The organism is Leucobacter komagatae (genome assembly GCF_006716085.1).
In the GTDB taxonomy this organism is placed as follows: Bacteria; Actinomycetota; Actinomycetes; order Actinomycetales; family Microbacteriaceae; genus Leucobacter; species Leucobacter komagatae.
In genome coordinates this window covers 379,736-398,100 of record NZ_VFON01000001.1, presented here as the reverse complement: position 1 = coordinate 398,100, position 18,365 = coordinate 379,736, and the positions used below count along the sequence as shown (strand labels likewise).

Annotated in this window: 18 protein-coding genes; 5 read left to right on the top strand and 13 right to left on the bottom strand. The window is 68.5% G+C overall.

Features of this window, described 5'->3' with window-relative positions:
* Window positions 1-42 precede the first annotated feature (42 nt).
* Genes FB468_RS01790 through FB468_RS01770 form a run of 5 tightly spaced genes read right to left on the bottom strand, consistent with a single transcriptional unit; the run spans window position 43 to window position 7,108 of the window.
* On the bottom strand, window positions 43-1,755 hold the full coding sequence (locus FB468_RS01790) for a dipeptide ABC transporter ATP-binding protein (protein WP_211359061.1): 1,713 nt from the start codon (window positions 1,753-1,755) through the stop codon (window positions 43-45).
* A gap of 4 nt (window positions 1,756-1,759) precedes the next feature.
* A complete protein-coding gene (locus tag FB468_RS01785) occupies window positions 1,760-3,613 on the bottom strand; it encodes a gamma-glutamyltransferase family protein (RefSeq protein WP_141885835.1) in 1,854 nt (617 codons plus the stop codon).
* A 5-nt stretch (window positions 3,614-3,618) separates the two neighbouring features.
* On the bottom strand, window positions 3,619-4,542 hold the full coding sequence (locus tag FB468_RS01780; protein WP_246055684.1) for an ABC transporter permease: 924 nt from the start codon (window positions 4,540-4,542) through the stop codon (window positions 3,619-3,621).
* Entirely contained in the window at window positions 4,542-5,495 is a 954-nt protein-coding gene (locus tag FB468_RS01775) for an ABC transporter permease (protein ID WP_141885834.1), read from the bottom strand. Before FB468_RS01775 ends, FB468_RS01780 begins: the two co-directional genes overlap by 1 nt.
* A gap of 5 nt (window positions 5,496-5,500) precedes the next feature.
* A complete protein-coding gene (locus FB468_RS01770; RefSeq protein ID WP_246055683.1) occupies window positions 5,501-7,108 on the bottom strand; it encodes an ABC transporter substrate-binding protein in 1,608 nt (535 codons plus the stop codon).
* A 512-nt stretch (window positions 7,109-7,620) separates the two neighbouring features.
* Here FB468_RS01770 and FB468_RS01765 point away from each other — a divergent pair.
* Entirely contained in the window at window positions 7,621-8,601 is a 981-nt protein-coding gene (locus FB468_RS01765; protein ID WP_141885833.1) for an AraC family transcriptional regulator, read from the top strand.
* On the opposite strand, the gene FB468_RS01760 is transcribed toward FB468_RS01765, so the two are convergent.
* Window positions 8,493-8,993, bottom strand: a complete 501-nt coding sequence (locus FB468_RS01760; protein WP_141885832.1) for a GNAT family N-acetyltransferase — start codon at window positions 8,991-8,993, stop codon at window positions 8,493-8,495. The genes FB468_RS01765 and FB468_RS01760 overlap by 109 nt on opposite strands.
* Before the next feature lie 88 nt (window positions 8,994-9,081).
* On the opposite strand from FB468_RS01760, the gene FB468_RS01755 reads away from it, so the two are divergent.
* Entirely contained in the window at window positions 9,082-9,597 is a 516-nt protein-coding gene (locus tag FB468_RS01755) for an SRPBCC domain-containing protein (RefSeq protein WP_141885831.1), read from the top strand.
* A gap of 13 nt (window positions 9,598-9,610) precedes the next feature.
* Here the strand turns inward: FB468_RS01755 and FB468_RS01750 are convergent, their stop codons facing one another.
* On the bottom strand, window positions 9,611-9,931 hold the full coding sequence (locus tag FB468_RS01750; RefSeq protein WP_141885830.1) for a winged helix-turn-helix transcriptional regulator: 321 nt from the start codon (window positions 9,929-9,931) through the stop codon (window positions 9,611-9,613).
* 63 nt (window positions 9,932-9,994) lie between these two features.
* Between FB468_RS01750 and FB468_RS01745 the strand changes: the two genes are divergently transcribed.
* A complete protein-coding gene (locus FB468_RS01745; RefSeq protein WP_141885829.1) occupies window positions 9,995-10,858 on the top strand; it encodes an SDR family oxidoreductase in 864 nt (287 codons plus the stop codon).
* A 22-nt stretch (window positions 10,859-10,880) separates the two neighbouring features.
* Here the strand turns inward: FB468_RS01745 and FB468_RS01740 are convergent, their stop codons facing one another.
* Window positions 10,881-11,309, bottom strand: a complete 429-nt coding sequence (locus FB468_RS01740) for a fluoride efflux transporter FluC (RefSeq protein ID WP_141885828.1) — start codon at window positions 11,307-11,309, stop codon at window positions 10,881-10,883.
* On the bottom strand, window positions 11,306-11,734 hold the full coding sequence (locus FB468_RS01735; RefSeq protein ID WP_141885827.1) for a fluoride efflux transporter FluC: 429 nt from the start codon (window positions 11,732-11,734) through the stop codon (window positions 11,306-11,308). The genes FB468_RS01740 and FB468_RS01735 overlap by 4 nt, the downstream gene beginning before the upstream one ends.
* 83 nt (window positions 11,735-11,817) lie before the next feature.
* On the opposite strand from FB468_RS01735, the gene FB468_RS01730 reads away from it, so the two are divergent.
* The gene (locus FB468_RS01730; RefSeq protein ID WP_141885826.1) at window positions 11,818-13,053 is read left to right on the top strand and encodes an aminotransferase class I/II-fold pyridoxal phosphate-dependent enzyme; all 1,236 of its coding nucleotides are present in this window, start codon (window positions 11,818-11,820) and stop codon (window positions 13,051-13,053) included.
* Here FB468_RS01730 and erm read toward each other — a convergent pair.
* From erm to FB468_RS01715, 3 genes are all read right to left on the bottom strand, one after another.
* Window positions 13,028-13,804 carry a 23S ribosomal RNA methyltransferase Erm gene (gene erm, locus FB468_RS01725; protein WP_141885825.1) on the bottom strand — a complete coding sequence of 259 codons (777 nt, stop codon included), beginning with the start codon at window positions 13,802-13,804 and terminating at the stop codon, window positions 13,028-13,030. The two genes, FB468_RS01730 and erm, sit on opposite strands and share 26 nt — an antisense overlap.
* 223 nt (window positions 13,805-14,027) lie before the next feature.
* A complete protein-coding gene (locus FB468_RS01720) occupies window positions 14,028-14,720 on the bottom strand; it encodes an SOS response-associated peptidase family protein (RefSeq protein WP_141885824.1) in 693 nt (230 codons plus the stop codon).
* 9 nt (window positions 14,721-14,729) lie between these two features.
* Window positions 14,730-15,707, bottom strand: coding sequence for a LysR family transcriptional regulator (locus tag FB468_RS01715; protein ID WP_141885823.1), 978 nt, complete (start codon window positions 15,705-15,707; stop codon window positions 14,730-14,732).
* A gap of 77 nt (window positions 15,708-15,784) precedes the next feature.
* On the opposite strand from FB468_RS01715, the gene FB468_RS01710 reads away from it, so the two are divergent.
* Window positions 15,785-17,533: an FAD-binding protein gene (locus FB468_RS01710; RefSeq protein WP_141885822.1), complete on the top strand. Its 1,749-nt coding sequence runs from the start codon at window positions 15,785-15,787 to the stop codon at window positions 17,531-17,533.
* Between the two features lie 16 nt (window positions 17,534-17,549).
* Here the strand turns inward: FB468_RS01710 and FB468_RS01705 are convergent, their stop codons facing one another.
* Window positions 17,550-18,335: an SDR family NAD(P)-dependent oxidoreductase gene (locus tag FB468_RS01705; protein WP_141885821.1), complete on the bottom strand. Its 786-nt coding sequence runs from the start codon at window positions 18,333-18,335 to the stop codon at window positions 17,550-17,552.
* Window positions 18,336-18,365 lie beyond the last annotated feature (30 nt).

Genomic DNA, 18,365 nt, shown 5'->3' with positions numbered 1-18,365 from the left:
CGGTTCACGGGTCGCGACCCGGCACACCGCAGGTACTGCTGCTTAGGCGAAGAACGCCGCTCCCGGAATAGATTCGAGGAGCTGCGCGGTGTAGTCGGTCGCCGGCGTTTCGAAAATAGTATCAACGGAGCCTGATTCGACGACCGCCCCCTGTTTCATAACGAGCACTTGGTGCGCGATCTGCCTCACCACGGCAAGGTCGTGGGTGATGAACAGGTAGGTGAGCCCGAGCTCCGACTGTAGCTCCGCGAGCAACGCGAGAATCTGGTCCTGCACGAGCACGTCGAGCGCCGAAACGGCCTCGTCGCACACGACGAGCTGGGGGTTGATCGCAAGCGCGCGGGCGATCGCGACGCGCTGGCGCTGGCCTCCCGAGAGCTGGCCCGGTCGACGCTGGGCGACCGCGCGCGGCAGCGACACCTGATCGAGGAGCTCCGCGACGCGGGCCCGACGTGAGGCTCGATCGCCGACGCCAAAGATCCGCAGCGGCTCATCGATCAGTCGCTCGATCGAGTAGCTCGGGTCGAGCGACCCAAACGGATCCTGAAACACCGGCTGCATCCGCCGGCGCGCCGCACGCAGCCGCGCTCCCCGCGAGGCCGCGATGTCCTCGCCCCCGAGCAGCACGGTCCCCGACGTCGGCGATTCAAGCCCGAGCACCATCCGTGAGAGCGTCGTCTTTCCCGATCCCGACTCGCCGACGATCGCGGTTGTCGTTCCCGCCGCGACATCGAATGAGATGTTATCGACCGCGCGCAGGATCCCTCCGCCGCCACGGATCTTGAACTCCTTGGTGAGGCCGCTCACCCGCAGCAGCGGGGTGTTCACGGCCGCCGTGTCGAGCTGCAGGTGCGCGCGCGCCTCGGCCTGAGCCGCCGCCTCCCCCTGCACCTTCGCCGCGTCGCTATCGCGCACAGCGACGAGCGACGGGGCTGCCGCAACGAGCCGGCGCGTGTACTCCTCGCGCGGCGACTTCAGGATCTCGGCGGGCGTGCCCTGCTCGACGATCTGCCCCTGCTTCATCACCACGACGCGATCGGCACGGTCGGCCGCAAGGCCAAGGTCGTGCGTGATGAAGAGCAGCGCGATGCCCTCGGCGTCGATGAGGGTCTGCAGGTGGTCGAGGATCTGGCGCTGCACGGTCACGTCGAGCGCAGACGTCGGCTCGTCGGCGATGAGCAGGTCGGGGTTGCAGGCAAGCCCAATCGCGATGAGCACGCGCTGGCGCATGCCGCCCGAGAACTCGTGCGGGTACTGCTTCGCGCGCCGCTCGGCGTCGGGAATGCCCGCGAGCGACATGAGCTCGGTAACCCTGGCGCGCAACCCGGAGCGCGACAGGTCGCCGTGGCTCGTTGGGTGCGCCCGGATCGTGTCGGCGATCTGCGCCCCGACCTTCATCGTGGGGTTGAGGTTCGACATCGGATCCTGCGGCACGAGACCGATCTGCTCGCCGCGGATCGTTCGCAGTTCACGTTCGGTGGCCCCAGTGAGCTCCAGACCGCGGAGCTTGATCGAACCTCCGGTGACTCGACCGTTCGCCGCGAGCAAGCCCATGATCGCTGCCGCGACCGTCGACTTCCCCGACCCCGACTCTCCGACGATCGCGACGCGCTCACCTGGCTTGATGTCGAGGTCGACCCCGTGGAGCACTTGGGTCTCGCCCTGGTCCGTTGCGAAGCCGACGGTCAGGCCGGAAACCTGCACGAGGGGCTCGGCGTGTGCCTGCGGCGTGGCGGCCGCTGTGCCGCCAGGCATGAATTTAGCGTCCTGCTGCATAGCCCTGCGCTCCTCGCGGGTTGGCGGCGGCCGAAAGCGCGCCGGTCTGTGGGTTCCGTCCGACGCTGGAGAGGCGGCCAAGCGCCCAGTCTCCCGCGCGGGTAATCTTGTGGCCGCGAGCCTCGAGCGCCTCGATGACATCGTCGCCGAGCCGATCCTCCACCACGACGCCGCCCGGCGTCCACGTGCGCGGCCAGAATGACTCCGGCACCGACGTCGTATGCAGCGCGGGGGCATCGATGGCCTCTTGCTGGGTGTAGCCGCCGACGAGCACGCGCAGCAGGAACAGGAGCTGCCACTGATCCTGCTGGTCGCCGCCGGGCGAACCGAGCGCGAGCACGGGCTCGCCGTCCCTCAGCACGAGCGTCGGGGTCAGCGTCGTGCGTGGCCGCTTCCCCGGGGTGAGCGTGGAGGCCGCGCCCTCCTCGAGCCAGGTCATCTGCAGTCGCGAGCCGAGGCAGAAGCCGAGCTCGGGGATGACCGGAGACGATTGCAGCCAGCCGCCGGAGGGAGTCGCCGACACCATGTTGCCCCAGCGGTCAACGACGTCGATGTGGCACGTGTCGCCCTTGGTGACGCCCGCCTTCGAAACGGTGGGCTCACCGACGCCGGCGATCGCTTCGCCCTCGGCGAGGGCCGGCGGCCGGTACTCGGTGCGCAGGGGCGGCTGGAACGGAGCGTACCCGGGAACACTCCCGGGCCTGAACTCGGCCGATGCGGTCTCGCCGATGAGCGCGCGCCGCTCAGCCGCGTACTCCTCAGACAGCAGCACATCGAGGGGCACCTCGTGGTCCCCGTAGTACGCCTCACGGTCGGCGTAGGCGAGCTTCTGCGCCTCAATGATGCGGTGGGCGCCATCGGCCGTTGACGGGTCGATCTCGTCGTCTGCGAATCCGGCAAGGATTTGCAGCGTCTGCAGCAGTGCGGGGCCCTGGCCCCAGGCTCCGGTCTTCGCGATGGTCACACCACGGAACTCGATCGAGACCGCGTCCTCGGTGCTCGCGCGGAAACCGGCGAAGTCGGCCTTCGTGATGACGCCGGCGTGGTCCGTGCCCGAGGAGTGCCGGTGCGGGGTGCGCACGAAGTCAGCCGCGGCCTCGGCGACGAAGCCGTCTGACCACGCGTCGCGCGCCGCCTCGATGCGGGCGACGCGGCCGGCGCCCTCGGCACCCGCTGAGCCCTCGCCGCCCTCGGCGCCCTCGCCGAGAGCGGCACCAGCCGCAATCAGCCTGTCGAGGGTGCGCGCGTAGGGCTCGTTTCGGATGACCTGCCCGGGCTTCGGAGCCTCGCCTTCGGTGAGCCAGAGCTCAGCCGAGGTCGGCCAGTGCTCGAGGAACAGCTCGCGGACACTCTCAATCGTGGTGCACACCCGTGCGAGCGCGGCGTGCCCGTCTCGGGCGTACCCGATCGCAAACTCGAGCACGTCTGCGAGTTCCCAGGTGCCCTGCTCAGCGAGCAAGAGCAGCCAGGCGTCGACCGCGGCAGGAACGGCCGCGGCAAGCGCGCCCGACCCGGGCACGAGTTCGAGACCCTCCCCGAGGTAGTGCTCTCGGGTCGCGCCCGCGGGCGCGTGCCCCTGGCCCATGAGCACGCGCGGCCCATCGCTCGAACCCGCGACGTGGAAGACCCCGGTCATGTCACCGCCGGGCCCGTTGAGATGGGGCTCGACGACGTGGAGGACGAAGGCGCCCGCGACGGCCGCGTCGAATGCGTTGCCGCCGCGCTCAAGCACGGCCTGGGCGCTCGCCGTCGCGAGCCAGTGCGTCGACGCGCTCATGCCGAAGGTGCCTTCGAGCGTCGGTCGCGTCGTAAATGCTGGTGGTGGTGTGAAAGGCATGGGGTTCACTTTCTCGCGCTCGACGGGTCGAGCGCGTCACGGAGAGCGTCTCCAAAGAGGTTGAAGGCCAGGCAGATCACCATGATCGCAAGGCCCGGGAACACGGCCGCGCTCGGCGCGCGGAAGATGTACTGCTGCGCGTCGGAGAGCATGATGCCGAGGCTCGAGCCGGGGGGCTGAATGCCCAGGCCGAGGAAGGAGAGGATCGCCTCGCCGATCACGGCGACGGGGATGATCACGGTCGCCTGGACGATGATCGCGGAGACGATGTTCGGCAGGATGTGCCCGCCAAGGATCCGGGTGGGCCCGGCGCTCATGGCCTGCGCGCTGAGCACGTAGTCGAGCTCTTTCACCCGGAAGGTCTCTGCGCGCACGACGCGGATCATCGTCGGGATCTGGGCGATACCGAGGGCGACGGCCGCGTTGCCAAGGCTCGCCCCGTTGATTGCCGCCAGGCCCACGGCAATGATGAGGAACGGGAAGGCGAGCATCACGTCGGTGAGGCGCGACACGATGCCGTCGAGCCAGCGCCAGTACCCTGCGAGCAAGCCGAGCGGTGCGCCGATGACAATCGCGAGCGCGACGGAGAGCAACCCGACCTGAACGGACGCCTGCGTGCCGTACAGGATCCGCGAGAGGATGTCGCGACCGAGGTCATCCGTGCCGAGTGCGAAGCCAACGGTTCCGGGGACCTGGAACGGGGTGTCGAAGTGCACCTCGGCCGGATCATAGGGCGCGAGGAGCGGGGCGAAGAGCGCGACAAACAGCACGATAATGAGCAGCACTCCACCGGCGAGCCCGAGCGGGTTGCGGCGGAGCGACCGCCAGAGGCGACCGCGGTCCGAGCCGAGGTCGGAGCCAACCGCGATCGCGGCGGTCGACGGCGGCACTGCCTGCGCAGCGCGCGTTGTTGGGGAATTCGAAGACACTATTTTCTCCCTCCCACGCGAATGCGGGGGTTGATCACCGAGTAGAGCACGTCCACGGCAAGGTTGATCAGAATGTAGGCGAGCGTTACGACGAGCACCACGGCCTGGATGACCGGGTAGTCGCGGGTAAAGACGGCGTCGAGTGTGAGCTTGCCGAACCCTGGCAGGCCGAAGATGCGCTCGGTCACGACGGCGCCCGAGATGAGGCCGCCGAGCTGGAGACCCACGATCGTCATGACGACGATGAGCGAGTTCCGTAGGCCGTAGCGGAACAGGATCCGGAAGCGGCCAAGACCCTTCGCCCGTGCCGTGCGCACGTAGTCAGATCCCATCGATTCGATCATCGAGGCGCGCGTCTGGCGCATGATGACGGCGGCAAGGCTGATCCCGAGAATGATCGCGGGCAGCGTGAGGTAGTAGAGACCCGTGATTGGGTTATCCAGCACCGGGACGTACCCGGAGGCGGGGAACCAGCCCAAGATCACGGAGAGGTACATGATCGCGAGAATGCCGAGCCAGAAGTTCGGCACTGATAGCCCGACGATCGCGAAGATGTTCGCGATCCACTCGGGCCAGCGGCCTCGGAAGCGCTCGGCGATGACGCCCGCAAGCACACCAACGATGACTGCGATAACGATCGCGTAGGTGGCAAGCCAGAGCGTGACCGGAAGCGTCGCGCCGATGAGGTCGGTCACGGGTGCGCCGGTGCGCAGCGAGTTGCCGAGATCACCTCGGAACAGGTTGCCGACGAACGACAGATACTGCACGAAGATCGACTTGTCGAGGCCGAGGCGTTCCCGTGTTGCGGCGACGGTCTCGGGGTCGGCTTCCTCCCCCGCCATCGCGAGAGCGGGGTCACCCGGGATCGCACGAACGCCAATGAAGACGACGATCGAGGCGAGGAACAGCGTGAGCGCGGACTGCCAGAGCCGGTTCAGAATGTAGCGTGGCATGCGTTCTAGTCCTCCTCGGCGACGAAACCGGCGCGGCTCAGCCGCACGACCCCGTCGGTGTAGGTGCTAACACCGGCGACGTCGGATGCGTGAGCGGTGATGTTGCGCTGCCGGTAGGTGTAGATGAGCGGGTTGTCTCGCTGCGCGAGCTCGACGGCCTCGCCGTAGAGTTCGGCGCGCTCGCCGATGTCGCTGAGCTGCGCGGCGCGGGCGAGCAGGTCGTCCATCTCCGCGCTGTTGTAACCGCCGTCGTTGTTGCCGGCTCCCGTTGTGAGGAAGGTGGCCATGTTGCCGTGCGGGTCGATGCGACCCGACCAGCCGATCTGCATGAGGTCGAATTTGCCGCCCTTCTGCATGTCGAGCAGGGTCGAGTATTCGACAGGCTCGATGCGCAGATTGAAGCCGCCCTCACGCACGCTCGCTTGCAGGGCCTGCGAGTAGCGCAGTGCGTCTGGCGAGTTCGCGACGTTCAGCGTGACCGTGAGCGGAATGTCCACGCCGGCTTCCTGGAGCAGCGCCCTCGCGCCCTCAGGGTCGAATTCGGGGCAGTTGCTCGACGCCGGTGTCGCAAACGGGCTGTTCGGCGAGATCGCACTGCAGGCGGGGTCGTACCAGTTGTTGAAGACCGAGTTCACAAGCGCAGGGCGGTCAATCGACATCGAGAGTGCCTGGCGCACGCGCGGGTCTGAGGCGAGTGGCCCTTCCCGCTGTTCGACGGGCTGCCCGGTGCCGTTGGTGTTCCCAATGTTGACGGTGAGACCCTGGTAGCCAAGCGACCCCGACTGCAGCACCTCGATGTCGCGCTCGAGCATGAGCGCGTCGGCATCCTGCGGTGAGATCGCGTCGGCAACGTGCACGTCGCCCGAGCGCAGGTTCGCGGCGCGAATGTTCGCGTCAGACATGATGCGGAAGGTGATCGTGTCGAGGTGAACCTCGTCGGCAGCGTAGTACCCGGGGTCGCGCTCAAGCTTGATCGATGTCTGCGGGATGCGCTCGACGAACTTGAAAGCTCCTACGCAGCTGGGGCTATCGGCGAATGCCGTGGTGTCGTCGGCGAGCGCTGTCGGGGACAGGATCATGCCGGCGCGGTCGGCGAGGGCAGCGGTGAGTGGCGCGAACGGTGTCGCATACTCGACGACGACGGTCTCGGCGTCGGGGGCGCTCACCCGTTCGATCGGCCCAAGCTCGGCTTTTCTGGTCGAGCCCTCGAGCGTGAGGTTACGCTCAAGCGTGCCGCGCACGGCGTCGGCGTTGAATGGGGTGCCGTCGGAGAACTGTGCGCCCGTGCGAACGGGGATCGTCACGCGCAAGCCGTCAGCGCTCACCTCGGGAAGCTCGGTCGCCAGCTGCGGGACGATTTGGCCGTCGGCGTCGATGTCGTAGAGCTTTTCGCACATCGCGTTCATGACGAAGCGCGTGTAGAGCGACGTCGAGGTCGTCGGGTCGAGTTTGTCGGGTTCCGAGGACAGCGCCATGACGAGGTCACCCCCGCTCTGCATTCCCTTGCCCGTTGACGGGGCCTCGGTGACGTCGGTCTGTGGGCCGCGCGCCTCCGGGTACTGCAACGGCACGCACCCAGTGACGGTCATCGCGAGCGTGGCCAATGCGACCACACTCACCCACTTCCGGGACGCACGCACACGCGTTCCGTGATCCTGCATGGTTCTCCTGACTTCTGGCCCGCCGTCGTTGGCGGACGAGACTGATCAACAATGTATACAAAAACCAGGCCCGTTGTCACATTTTTGTATACACATTTCTGCAAGGAACTCGGGCTGGAACCCACAACGTTCGCACCCCGTGCATGTGACTCGATTATCCAAGCGTGGCTTCACTCAGGCCTGGCGCGCGCGTCAATTACCTGCCAAGGTGGGGTAGCCCCCGGCCCTACACCAACCCCGAAAGCTCTCAGTATGACCGCCGCAACCTGGCCCCGCTCAGCTAGTGATCGCACCGAAATGAATGGGGTGCGCCCGCAGCGCGAACGACTTGAACGCACCGATTTCGGCAGCCCCAGCCTCACAGACTTCGATTGGCCAGGCACCGCCCCGAACTTCACAGCCCTGGCCGCAGGCCGGCGCGGACGTCTCCGTGCGCACCCCGGCCAGCGTGGTGGGAGCGCGGCATGACGGGCCCCCTCTACGTACTGTCCGAAGCTGAAGTATTCGCCCGACCGGGCACGGTGCTCGCCGCAGAACGCGTTGAGCTGCGCAAAGACATGGTCGCGCACGCGCACGACTTCGCCGAGGTCGCGCTGATCACGGCGGGCGAGGGCGAACACTTCACCGAGGCTGGCGTGCATCCGCTCGCCCCCGACACCCTGCTAATCCTGGGCCCTCAGGGCTGGCACGCTCACCGAGCGGTCTCCGAACTCAGCTTCACCAACGTCTACCTCACGCGCGGCCTCCTCGCCACGCTCACCGCTTCGCCAGAACTCACTGCGGCCATGGGGCCAGCGATCCACCACCTTGCGACACCGGGCGCTGCGGCGGCACTCCTCCTGCAGCGGGAAGACGCCGCGCGACTCGGAGATCTCCTCACCCGGATCGCTGAGGCCCCTGAACGAACGCTGCTCGGGCAGGTCGCGATCGCCTACAAGCTCATGGACTTCCTCGCGAACCAGTGGGCGACGGCAACGCCCCTCGCTTCCTCACCGCTCGCGCCGCCCCACTTCACGAGCGAGGCGACCCTGCTGCCCCACAGCGAGCGAACGAGCCAAGCCATCTCTTTGCTGCACTCCCGGCTCGCCGCGCCGTGGCGGCTGGACAGGCTCGCTGCGGCCCTCAATACCTCCGGCTCTCAGCTCGTGCGCGCGTTCCGTGCCGATCTCGGCGTTGGGCCGATGGCGTACCTGCAACAGCTGCGTGCCGAACGCATGGCCTACCTGCTGCGGACCACCGAACTCACGGTAGCGGCGGCCGGCCGAACCGTCGGGTGGGAGGATCCGAGCTACGCAAGTCGGCGGTTCTCAGCCCACTGGCGGCTCTCCCCCACCGACTATCGGCGGCTCGCCCCTGGGCCACCGACCGAGGCACTCCGGGATTTTTCCATGCGCACGTCGCCATCGGCAAGGGCAACAGTCACCCGCCAGCCACGGCGCGCGTAGAACTGAGCCGCACCGCTCTCGGCACCGGTCTCGAGCCAGATGGTCTCGCAATCGGCGAACAGGCTCGCCTCGAGCCGCGAAAGGATCGCATCGCCAATCCCGAGTCCTGACGACCCCGGGTCCACGAACAACGCGAACACGCTGCCTTCTTCCCGGTCCACGCTCCCAAACCCAACGACGATGCCATCGCGCTCCGCCACCCAGGTATCTGCGGAGGCGCGGATCAACTCGCGAAACGACTCGGGTGTCACGCCAAGCCGAGCGAGCTCCGCCATCGTGAGTACATTCTCCCGGACGGCGAGTCGCACGGCGAAGATCGCCCCCACGTCGGCTTCGCGAGCGAGGCGCACCGAGAACTGCCCGCCAGGTTCGACATCTTGAGCATGCGTCATAGCTCCCCAGTTTATCGACGCCTCACCCGCTGAAAGGCCACCGAAACTCACAGGTGCGACTCTCGACGCCGGCGGTTAGATTTGCATCATGAGCGACACGGACAACACCCCGGGCCCACCCTCCGAACTCAGCTTCACCGTCTCAGGCAGGGTTGCCCGACCGCGCGCCGAGGTCTACGAGGCGGTCGCTGACCCCGCGAAGCTCTCGAAATACTTCACGACGGGCGGCGCCGTCGGCCGCATAGACACTGGGCTCATCGTGCAGTGGGACTTCGCCGATTTCCCCGGCGCGTTCCCGGTCACCGTGGTCGCCGCGGAGGCACCTAGCCGGATCGAGATCAGGTGGGCGGGCGAGGCCACCGCGAGCGGGTCAGATAGTCCGGATGGGCCGAATGGAGCGGGCTACACCACTGTCGTGTTTGAGTTCGAGCCGTTCGACGACGACACACGCACCCTCGTCAAGATTACGGAGCGATCGTGGCAGGCAACCGAGGCCGGCGCCCGGGCCGCGTTCGGAAATTGCGAGGGCTGGACGGGCATGCTCGCTGCCCTCAAGGCCTGGGTCGAGCACGGTATCAACTTGCGCGAGGGCTTCTACCGCTAAACTCCGGCCCTCCCTACGCGCTGGCGGCCGGAACCGTCAGCGCCCACTCCGCCATCGCGTCGAGCACCGTGCGCAGCTCTCGCCCGAGCGGCGTGAGCTCGTATTCGACGCGCGGCGGAACCTCCGCGTACACGGTGCGGGTCACCAGCCCGTGGGCCTCGAACTGCCGCAGCCGGCTCGTGAGCGTGTGGGGGCTGATGCCAGGAAGCGAGTCGCGAAGCTCACCAAACCGGAGCGGGCCGCGCAACAGCTCGCGAACGATAAGCGTCGCCCACGGCCCCTCGAGGAGCACAAGGAAGCGGGCAACCCCGCACTCGGGAAGTTCTTCGGTCATGGGCTGAAGTCTACCCCAACAGTGCAGTTGATGTAACTGATGCTCTTGCTGCACTATTGAAGTATGAGAACAGTAGTTCACGGCGCAACAGGCGCCCAAGGGTCCCCCGTCGTAGCCGCTCTCGTCGCCCTCGGCGAAGAGCCCATCGCGCTCAGCCGCTCCGGCAAGCCGGTTCCCGGCGCCCGTGCGCTCGCAGTCGACGCAACGTCAGAGAGCGACCTCACCGAGGCCTACACCGGCGCGGACGCGGTCTTCATCCACCTCCCGATGGCGCCGCAAGATGAGCTGATGAAGATCGCAGGCGCTGCGACTGCCGCCGTCAAGGCCGCGCGCCCCGGCCGCGTCGTCATCTCGACGAGCGGTGTGATTTTGGGCGCGCCGGGTACCCCGCTGCAGGCGCCCGCCGACTCGCCGCTCGCCGAACTCGTCGACGGCGTGACCGCGACCGGCATTCCGACGGCGGTCATCGAGCCGCGACTGTTCCTCGAGAACCTCCTACTCCCCCACATTCAGGCCGGTATCCGCGAGGACGGTGTGCTCCGGTACCCGATTCGCGAAGACTTCGCCGTGTCGTGGGCGTCACACCTCGACGTCGCCGAGGCGATCGTCGGGCTGCTGCGAGACCCCTCGGTTACCGGCGTTGTTGGCGTCGGCCATCTGCCTCCCGTGAAGGGCGCAGACCTCGCCGCCGCGTTCTCGGAGGCGCTCGGCACCGAGGTCGCGTTCGAAGCCATTACGCCCGCCGAGTTCGGGGCGCAGGCCGCGCCGATCCTTGGTGAGGGCCCCGCTGCGGGCGTCGTGGGGTTCTACACCGCGCTGCAGACCGAGCCCGCGTTCACGTTTGACGCGACAGTCGGCGCTGCGGCGCTCGTCGGCGTGTCACCGATGCCGCTCGCCACGTGGGCGAAGGCAGTGACGGCCAGCTAAGCGACGTCAAGCTAAGCGACCGCTAGCTCATCGCCTGTCCGATCAGGATCCCCACGGCCGCGAGCAGCGCGGCAGCACCCAGCGTGCCGAGCGCGTTGCCCGCGGCCGCGGCGATTCGGCCGGACTGCGCGAGGCGCACCGTGTCGAGGCTCGCGGTACTCATCGTCGTAAAGCCGCCGAGCAGCCCGACGCCGACAGTGAGCCAGGCCATGCCCCCAGCCGTCGTCGCGTTCGAGGCTCCGCCGCCAAGCCAGCCCACGAGCAGCCCCAGCGCGAGGGAGCCCACGAGGTTCACGACCGTAATCCCCCACGGGAACCGCGTTCCCGGCACCCGCTGCCCCGCGCCCCGCGAGGCGCGACGAACCGCGAAGCGAGTCACCCAGCGATCGAGCAGGTATCGCAGGATCGCGCCGCACCCTCCGCCCGCTGCCACCAGTAGCGCGGCAATCACGGGGCACCCCCGGCCGAAAGCCGCCGCCCGATCCACACCCCGACGAGCGAGGCAATCCCGGCGCACACCACCGTTCCGAGCGCGAGCAGCAGCGCAACCGCGACGTCACCGGTCAGGGCAAGTTGGGCGACACCGACCGCGAGCGCGCTGTAGGTGGTGAAGCCGCCGCAGAAACCCGTGCCGAGTGTGAGCTGAAGTCTTGGCCAGCGGCCCGCGCAGCCCGCAACGATCAGGCCGAGCACGAGCGAACCCGCGACGTTGATCGCAAAGGTCGCGGCGTTCGCCTCCCACGGCAGCGCGAGCCCCGCGAGGTAGCGCACAACGGATCCGACAGCGCCACCCAACCCAACCAGCAGCACATCGCCAGCAGAGACCCCGAGGCCGCGGCCGAACGCGGCCTGCTGGCCTGAATGAGAATCGCTCACCCACACGATCCTACGCGCCCAAATGCTGCGGCCCGTTACGCGCCGCAAGCCGAGTGCGGCCCGCACCGCATAGTGTGGTGGGTATGGACTCACGGTGGAGAAAAGTGGCAGCAGCAGCGGGGCTTGCGGGCGAGGACGGTTCAACCAGACCGACGATCTTCGCCGAGATGAGCGCGCTCGCTGCGGCAACGGGTGCCGCAAACCTCGGCCAGGGGTTCCCCGACGAGGACGGACCGGAGTGGATCCGGGAGGCCGCAGTCGATGCGCTGCGATCCGGCGAGAACCAGTACCCGCCGCGGCGCGGGTCGGCGGCCCTGCGCGCGGCGATCGCGGGCCACCAGCTGCGCAACTACGGCATCTCGCTCGACCCTGAGACCGAGGTACTCGTCACGGTGGGCGCGACCGAGGCTCTGACCGCCGCGCTCCTTGCGCTCGCGGGCCCCGGCGACGAGGTCGTCACGCTCGAGCCGTTCTACGACTCGCACGCAGCGGCGATCGCGATGGCGGGCGCGACGCACGTGACCGTGCCCCTCGTGCCCGCTGATGGCGGCTTCGCACTCGACCGCGCGGCGCTCGATGCGGCGGTGGGCCCGGCGACCCGACTCATCCTCGTAAACACCCCGCACAACCCAACGGGCGCGGTGCTCGCGCGCGACGAGCTCGCCTCGATCGCCGCAGCAGCCGCCCGCGCTGACGCCATCGTCGTCACCGACGAGGTTTACGAGCACCTGACGTTCGACGGCGCCGAGCACGTTCCGTTCGCCACGCTGCCCGGCATGCGCGACCGCACGATCACGATCTCGTCGTCGGGCAAGACGTTCTCGCTGACCGGCTGGAAGATCGGGTGGGCATCGGGGCCTGCCCACCTCATCGAGGCGATCACCGCGATCAAGCAGTTTCTGACGTACTCGGGCGGTGCGCCGTTCCAGTCCGCAATCGCCAGGGCGCTCACCGAGGGCGACGACGATATCGTCGCCCTCAAAAACACGCTCAACCGTCGCCGCGAGCTCTTGCTCGACAGCCTCACTCGGGTCGGGTTCCGCACGGTACGGCCGCAGGGCACGTACTTCGTCTGCGCCGACGCGACCCCGTTTCTCACCGCTGGGGTGCCCGACGGCGCGGCGTTCGCACGGTGGCTTCCCGGCGAGATCGGGGTCGCCTGCGTGCCGCTCGCCGCGTTCTGTCGTGAGGGCTCCGAGAGCGCAGGCCGCCTGCGCAACTGGGTGCGCTTCACCTTCGTGAAAGACGACGCGACGCTCGCGACAGCGATCGAACGCCTCGCAGCGCTCCGCCCTACGCGCGCCATCGACGGGGGTTAACCCCGCGCCAGAGGATCGGCCACTGGTCAGCGCCAACACTGCGAGGCAGCGCGCGCGACGCGACCCCGGCCTCCTGCAGTGCTCGGGTAGTCGCTCCCTGGTCTCCCCCGCACGCCGCGCGCACGGCGGCACCGATTGAGCCACCCCGTGCGGTGAAGGCACGCCGCACAAACGCGTCGTATGCGCGGCGCTCGGACTCGCACACCCGCGGCCTGGGGCGCCGCCGGATTGCCAGTATCCCGCCATCGATGCTCGGCATCGGCGAGAACGCGCGCGCTGGCACGCGACCGTGCAGCTCAAATTCAAACCAGGGCGCGGCTTGCGCGGTCATCATCGTGCCGCCACCGACGCCCGCGCGCTTGCGCGCGACCTCCCACTGCACGAGGAGGATCGCATCGTGCCATCCCGGCTCGGCGAGCAGGCGGCGTAGGATCGGCGTAGTGAGGTGAAACGGCAAATTCCCGACAATGACGGGCTCCACGAACGGCACGCTGAGTGCGTTTCCGATACTCACCCGCGCCTCCGGCACGGTGCGCGCAAGCCGCGCGACGTGGTGCTCGTCGATGTCAATCGCGGTGAGCGGCCGTCGGAGCCGCGCGAGCGGCACGGTGAGAGCTCCGTCGCCAGCGCCGAGCTCAAGTATCGGGCCTCGCGTCGAGGCGGTAAGCCCGGCAATGCGGTCGATCGTCGGGCGGTGGATCAGGAAGTTTTGGCCGAGCTCGTGTCGGCCGCCGTGTTGTGAACGAGGCATGGGTGCACTCCAGAAGAAACGTCGTGGAGCGCCACCGGGGCGGGTGCGGCTGGTACGCCAATTCGACCCCGAGGCGCTGAGGGCTCTCGGAGGACGACGCGCGGAGCGAAGCTGCGGCGCGCCGTTAGGCGCGGCGCCGCCGCGTGCTACGTGCGTACGCCACTGCGCACGCACGAATCAATGTACCCATGCGGGCTACCCTACCGCGGTCGGGCGGGCCTGGCTAGAACAGCGTCGGCTGCGCGTCTGGCGGGGCCGTTTTCGACGTGCCCCTCGCTGGTCCCGCGACAGGCCCCGCCGCGACGAGCGCGCCCGACACCTCTTCTGAGGCTCGGATCGCGCGCTCCACAAGCGACGCGTCGCCCCGCCTGGCCGGGTCGAGCCACTCGTCGTGCAGCGACTCGGGGAGCACGAGCGGCATCCGGTCGTGCACCCGGGCGGCGTCGGACACGGCCTCGCGCGTGACGATCGAGTAGCTCGTGAACGACTCGTCGGCGGTGGGCGCCGTGATCGCCGCGATCCCAAACGGCTCGCCGCCGGGCAGCTCGAACCGCACGCCCTTCTCGACGTACCAGCTCGCGGGCGCGAGCGCCCGATGCTGGAACGGCTCGCGCCAGCTCTGCAGCAGCCTGTCCGAGCGCGAGTTGAACGCCGTGAACTTCGCGGGCTGACCGCCCACGTGCAGCCACCACCACGCGAGCTCAGCCTCTGGCCCGGCCTCGCCACGCCGGATGATCGGGTTCAGGTTTCGGGCGTTGCGCCCCGTGATGCGCGCCTCGCCGTGCTGTTCGTCGAGCCACCGCCGCACGAGTTCGAGCTGGTCGTCGTCGCGGCCTGGCACGAACGCGAGCACGCCCAAGCGCTCTCCCGAGCTGGAGCTCGGCCCGCGGAGCTCAAGCCCGTATCCGGCACACATGGGGCAATGTTACCCCTGGGCGGGGCGGGGCTCTCCCTGGGCGGGGCCGACGCGCCGCACGAGCGTCGTGAGCCGGGCGTCGTCACTCGCGAAGCGGTCGGCGGTCTCGCGGATGAGCGCGTGCATCGCCGCGCCCGCGTGGGTTGGGGTCATGTCCGCCCTGCGAGCGATGCTCACGGTTCGCGAGATGCCCGGCGCGGCGAGCGGAGCGACCCGCAGCGTCGGCCGCTCGACGGCGACCATCGCCGGCACAACCACAACGCCGAGGCCGCGCTCGGCGAACCGCAGGGCAGCATCCATCTCGACACCCTCGACGGCAACGGTGGGCGTGAGGCCACGTGCGCGAAATTCGGCGTCAAGGGCTGCGCGAAGGTCGTAGTTCTCGGGAAACATGATCTGCGGCACCGCTGCGAGGGCCGCGAGGTCAACGGGCGTCGCGAGTTCGGCCGGCCAGGGCGCATCTGCCCCCGTCGCAACGACGAGCTGTTCTGACAGGATCGGCTCGCGTTCGAGCACCGCGCGGCCCGATTCAGACGACACGCTCGTGACGATGAGCGCGAGGTCGAGCTGGCCCTCGACGAGGGCGGCGATGAGGCTCCGAGAGCCGCGTTCGAGAATCTCGATGTCGACGCCGGGATAGCGGCCGCTGTACTGCGCGACAACCTCGACGACGAGGCTCGTGCAGAGCGTCGGGGTCGCCCCCAACCTGATCCTGCCGCCTTTGAGCCCCGCGAGTTCAGCCATCGCGGCGGCCGCGGCCTCCGCGTCAGCGAGCATGCGCTTCGCGATGGGGAGCAACCGCTCACCGGCCGCGGTGAGCGAGACGTTGCCGCGCGCCCGGTGAAACAGTTCAACGCCGAGCTCGGCCTCGAGCGTGGCGATCTGCCGAGACAGCGAGGGCTGGGTCACGTGCAGCCCCTCTGCGGCCCGGGTGAAGTGACTCGTCCGGGCAATCTCGACGAAACCACGCAACTGCTCAAGGTTCATGACCATAGCCTACGCGCATCGTCACGATGATAACTATTCATTGGATGTATCGAAGCGCAATCTCTAACGTTGCTCTCATGACTTCACCAGGCACACACGAACGACTCATCTCAACCTCAGCTCTCGTCATCGGCACGGGCGGTGCGGGCCTCCGCGCATCCATCGAACTCGCGGAGCGCGGGGTCCAGGTGCTTGCGGTCGGCAAGCGCCGCAAGCACGACGCGCACACGACGCTCGCCGCGGGCGGTATCAATGCCGCGCTCGGCACGATGGACCCCGAAGACAGCTGGCAGCAGCACGCCGCCGATACGCTGCGCGAGTCGTACTTCCTCGCCGACCCCCACATCGTCGAGATCGTCGCGAAGAACGCCGCGCAGGGCATCGAAGACCTGGAGCGCTGGGGCATGCCGTTCGCGCGCGAGGCCGACGGCCGGATCAGCCAGCGCTTCTTCGGGGCTCACCTCTACCGGCGCACCTGCTACGCGGGCGACTACACCGGGCTCGAGATCCAGCGGACACTCCTCCGCCGTGCCCAGGAGCTCCAGGTGCCGATTATCGACTCGATCTACATCACCCGCCTGCTCGTCGGCGACGGCCGAGTGTTCGGCGCGTACGGCTTTGACATCGTCGACGGCACCCCCGTCGTGATTCACGCCGACGCCGTCATTCTTGCGGCCGGCGGCCACACGCGCATCTGGCGCAACACCTCGTCTCGCCGCGACGAGAACACGGGCGACTCGTTCAGGCTCGCCGCCCTCGCCGGCGCAAAGATTCGCGACGCCGAGCTCGTGCAGTTCCACCCCTCGGGCATTCTCGAGCCCGCGGACGCCGCCGGCCTGCTCGTCTCCGAAGCCGCGCGCGGCGAGGGCGGGATCCTGCGCAACGCGCTCGGCGAGCGGTTCATGGAGAAGTACGATCCGGAGCGGATGGAGCTCTCGACCCGAGACCGCGTCGCGCTCGCGAGCTACACCGAGATCACCGAGGGCCGCGGCACGACGAACGGCGGCGTCTTCCTTGACGTCTCACACCTGCCGCGCGAGCAGATCCTCGAGAAGCTTCCCCGGGTATACCGCAACCTCATCGACCTGCAGATGCTCGACATCACGCAGAGCCCCATCGAGATCGCACCCACAGCGCACTACTCGATGGGCGGGGTCTGGGTGAGCGCGGAGGAGCACGCGACGGGAGTCGACGGCCTCTACGCGATCGGCGAAGCGGCGAGCGGCCTGCACGGGGCGAACCGCCTCGGCGGCAACTCGCTCATCGAGCTGCTCGTCTACGGCAGGCTCACCGGCGGCGACGCGGCGAGCTACATCTCGGGGCTCACGAGCATCACCCGCGACCCGGGCGCGGTCGCCGAGGCACGCCAGGAGATGCAGCAGCTCCTCACCGGGTCCGGCGAAGAGAGCCCGCGCCTGCTGCAGCGGCAGCTGCGCAACCTCATGACGGAGCACGCCGGTGTCGTACGCAGCGAGGAGGGCCTCACCGCGGGCCTCGAGAAGCTCGACGCACTCGGTGAGCGGGTCGCGAACCTCACCGCGCACCCCGATATCGCGGGCTTCGATGACCTCGCGCACGCGTTCGACCTCTACGGCTCGATGCTTGCCGCCCGCGCAACGCTTGAGAGCGCGCGCGAGCGTCGCGAGACCCGCGGGGCCCACAACCGCTCCGACTTCCCCGAGCAGAGCACCGCGCTTCGCGGCAACATGGTGTGGACCCCTGATGCGGGCGTCACGTTTGAGCCGGCGGCCGAAGCGCCCGATTCGTTCCGCGAACTCGCCGAGCAGGGCATCGACGACTCACCTGCCGGCAAGCTCGCGGAGTAACCCGCGGCGGCGGCACCTAGAAGTGGGTGCCGCCGTCGATCCGCACCTCGGTGCCCGTAATAAACTTCCCGTCGGCGCTCGCGAGCATCGCGACGACGCTCGCGACGGATTCGGGCCCCGCGTATCCGCTGCCGAGCACCGGGCTCATCTTCATGAAGAGCGACATGTCTGCGTCTTCGGGGAGCCCGGGCCCGCGGTTCTGGCCGCTTTCCCCGGAGCCATCGGTCATACCCGACGAGATCGAACCCGGCTGCACCGAGGTGAACCTGATGCCGTCCTTCGAGTATTCCGACGCGAGCGCGTGGGTCATCGACTGCACGCCACCCTTCGACGCCGCATAGGCTGCCATGTACGGGTGGGCGAAGTCCGCCGACGTCGAGCTGAAGTTCACCACCGCGGCGTCGGCTCCCTCCTTGAGCGCGGGAATCGACTCGCGAATCACGGTGAACGCGCCAACGAGGTTCACTCGCAGCACCTGCTCGAACTCCGCGACGCTCGTCTCGTGGGTGTGTGACGAGCGGAGGATGCCCGCGGCGTTCACGAGCACGTCGAGCCCGCCCAACCACTGGACGGCCTCGGCCACGCCCGCGCGCACCGACTCTTCCTCGGCGACGTTCAAGACGACCGTGGAGAGCCTGTCGGCGTTCGTCGCGGCCTTCGAAATGGTGTCGGCGAGGCCCGCCTCGCTCATGTCGGCGGCAACAACGCGGCCGCCCTCCGCGAGCATGCGCAGCACAGTCGCCTGGCCGATGCCAGATCCGCCGCCGGTGATGAGCGCGCGGCGATCCTCATAGCGTTTCATGGGTCATCCTTTCCCTCAGCCACGGTCGAA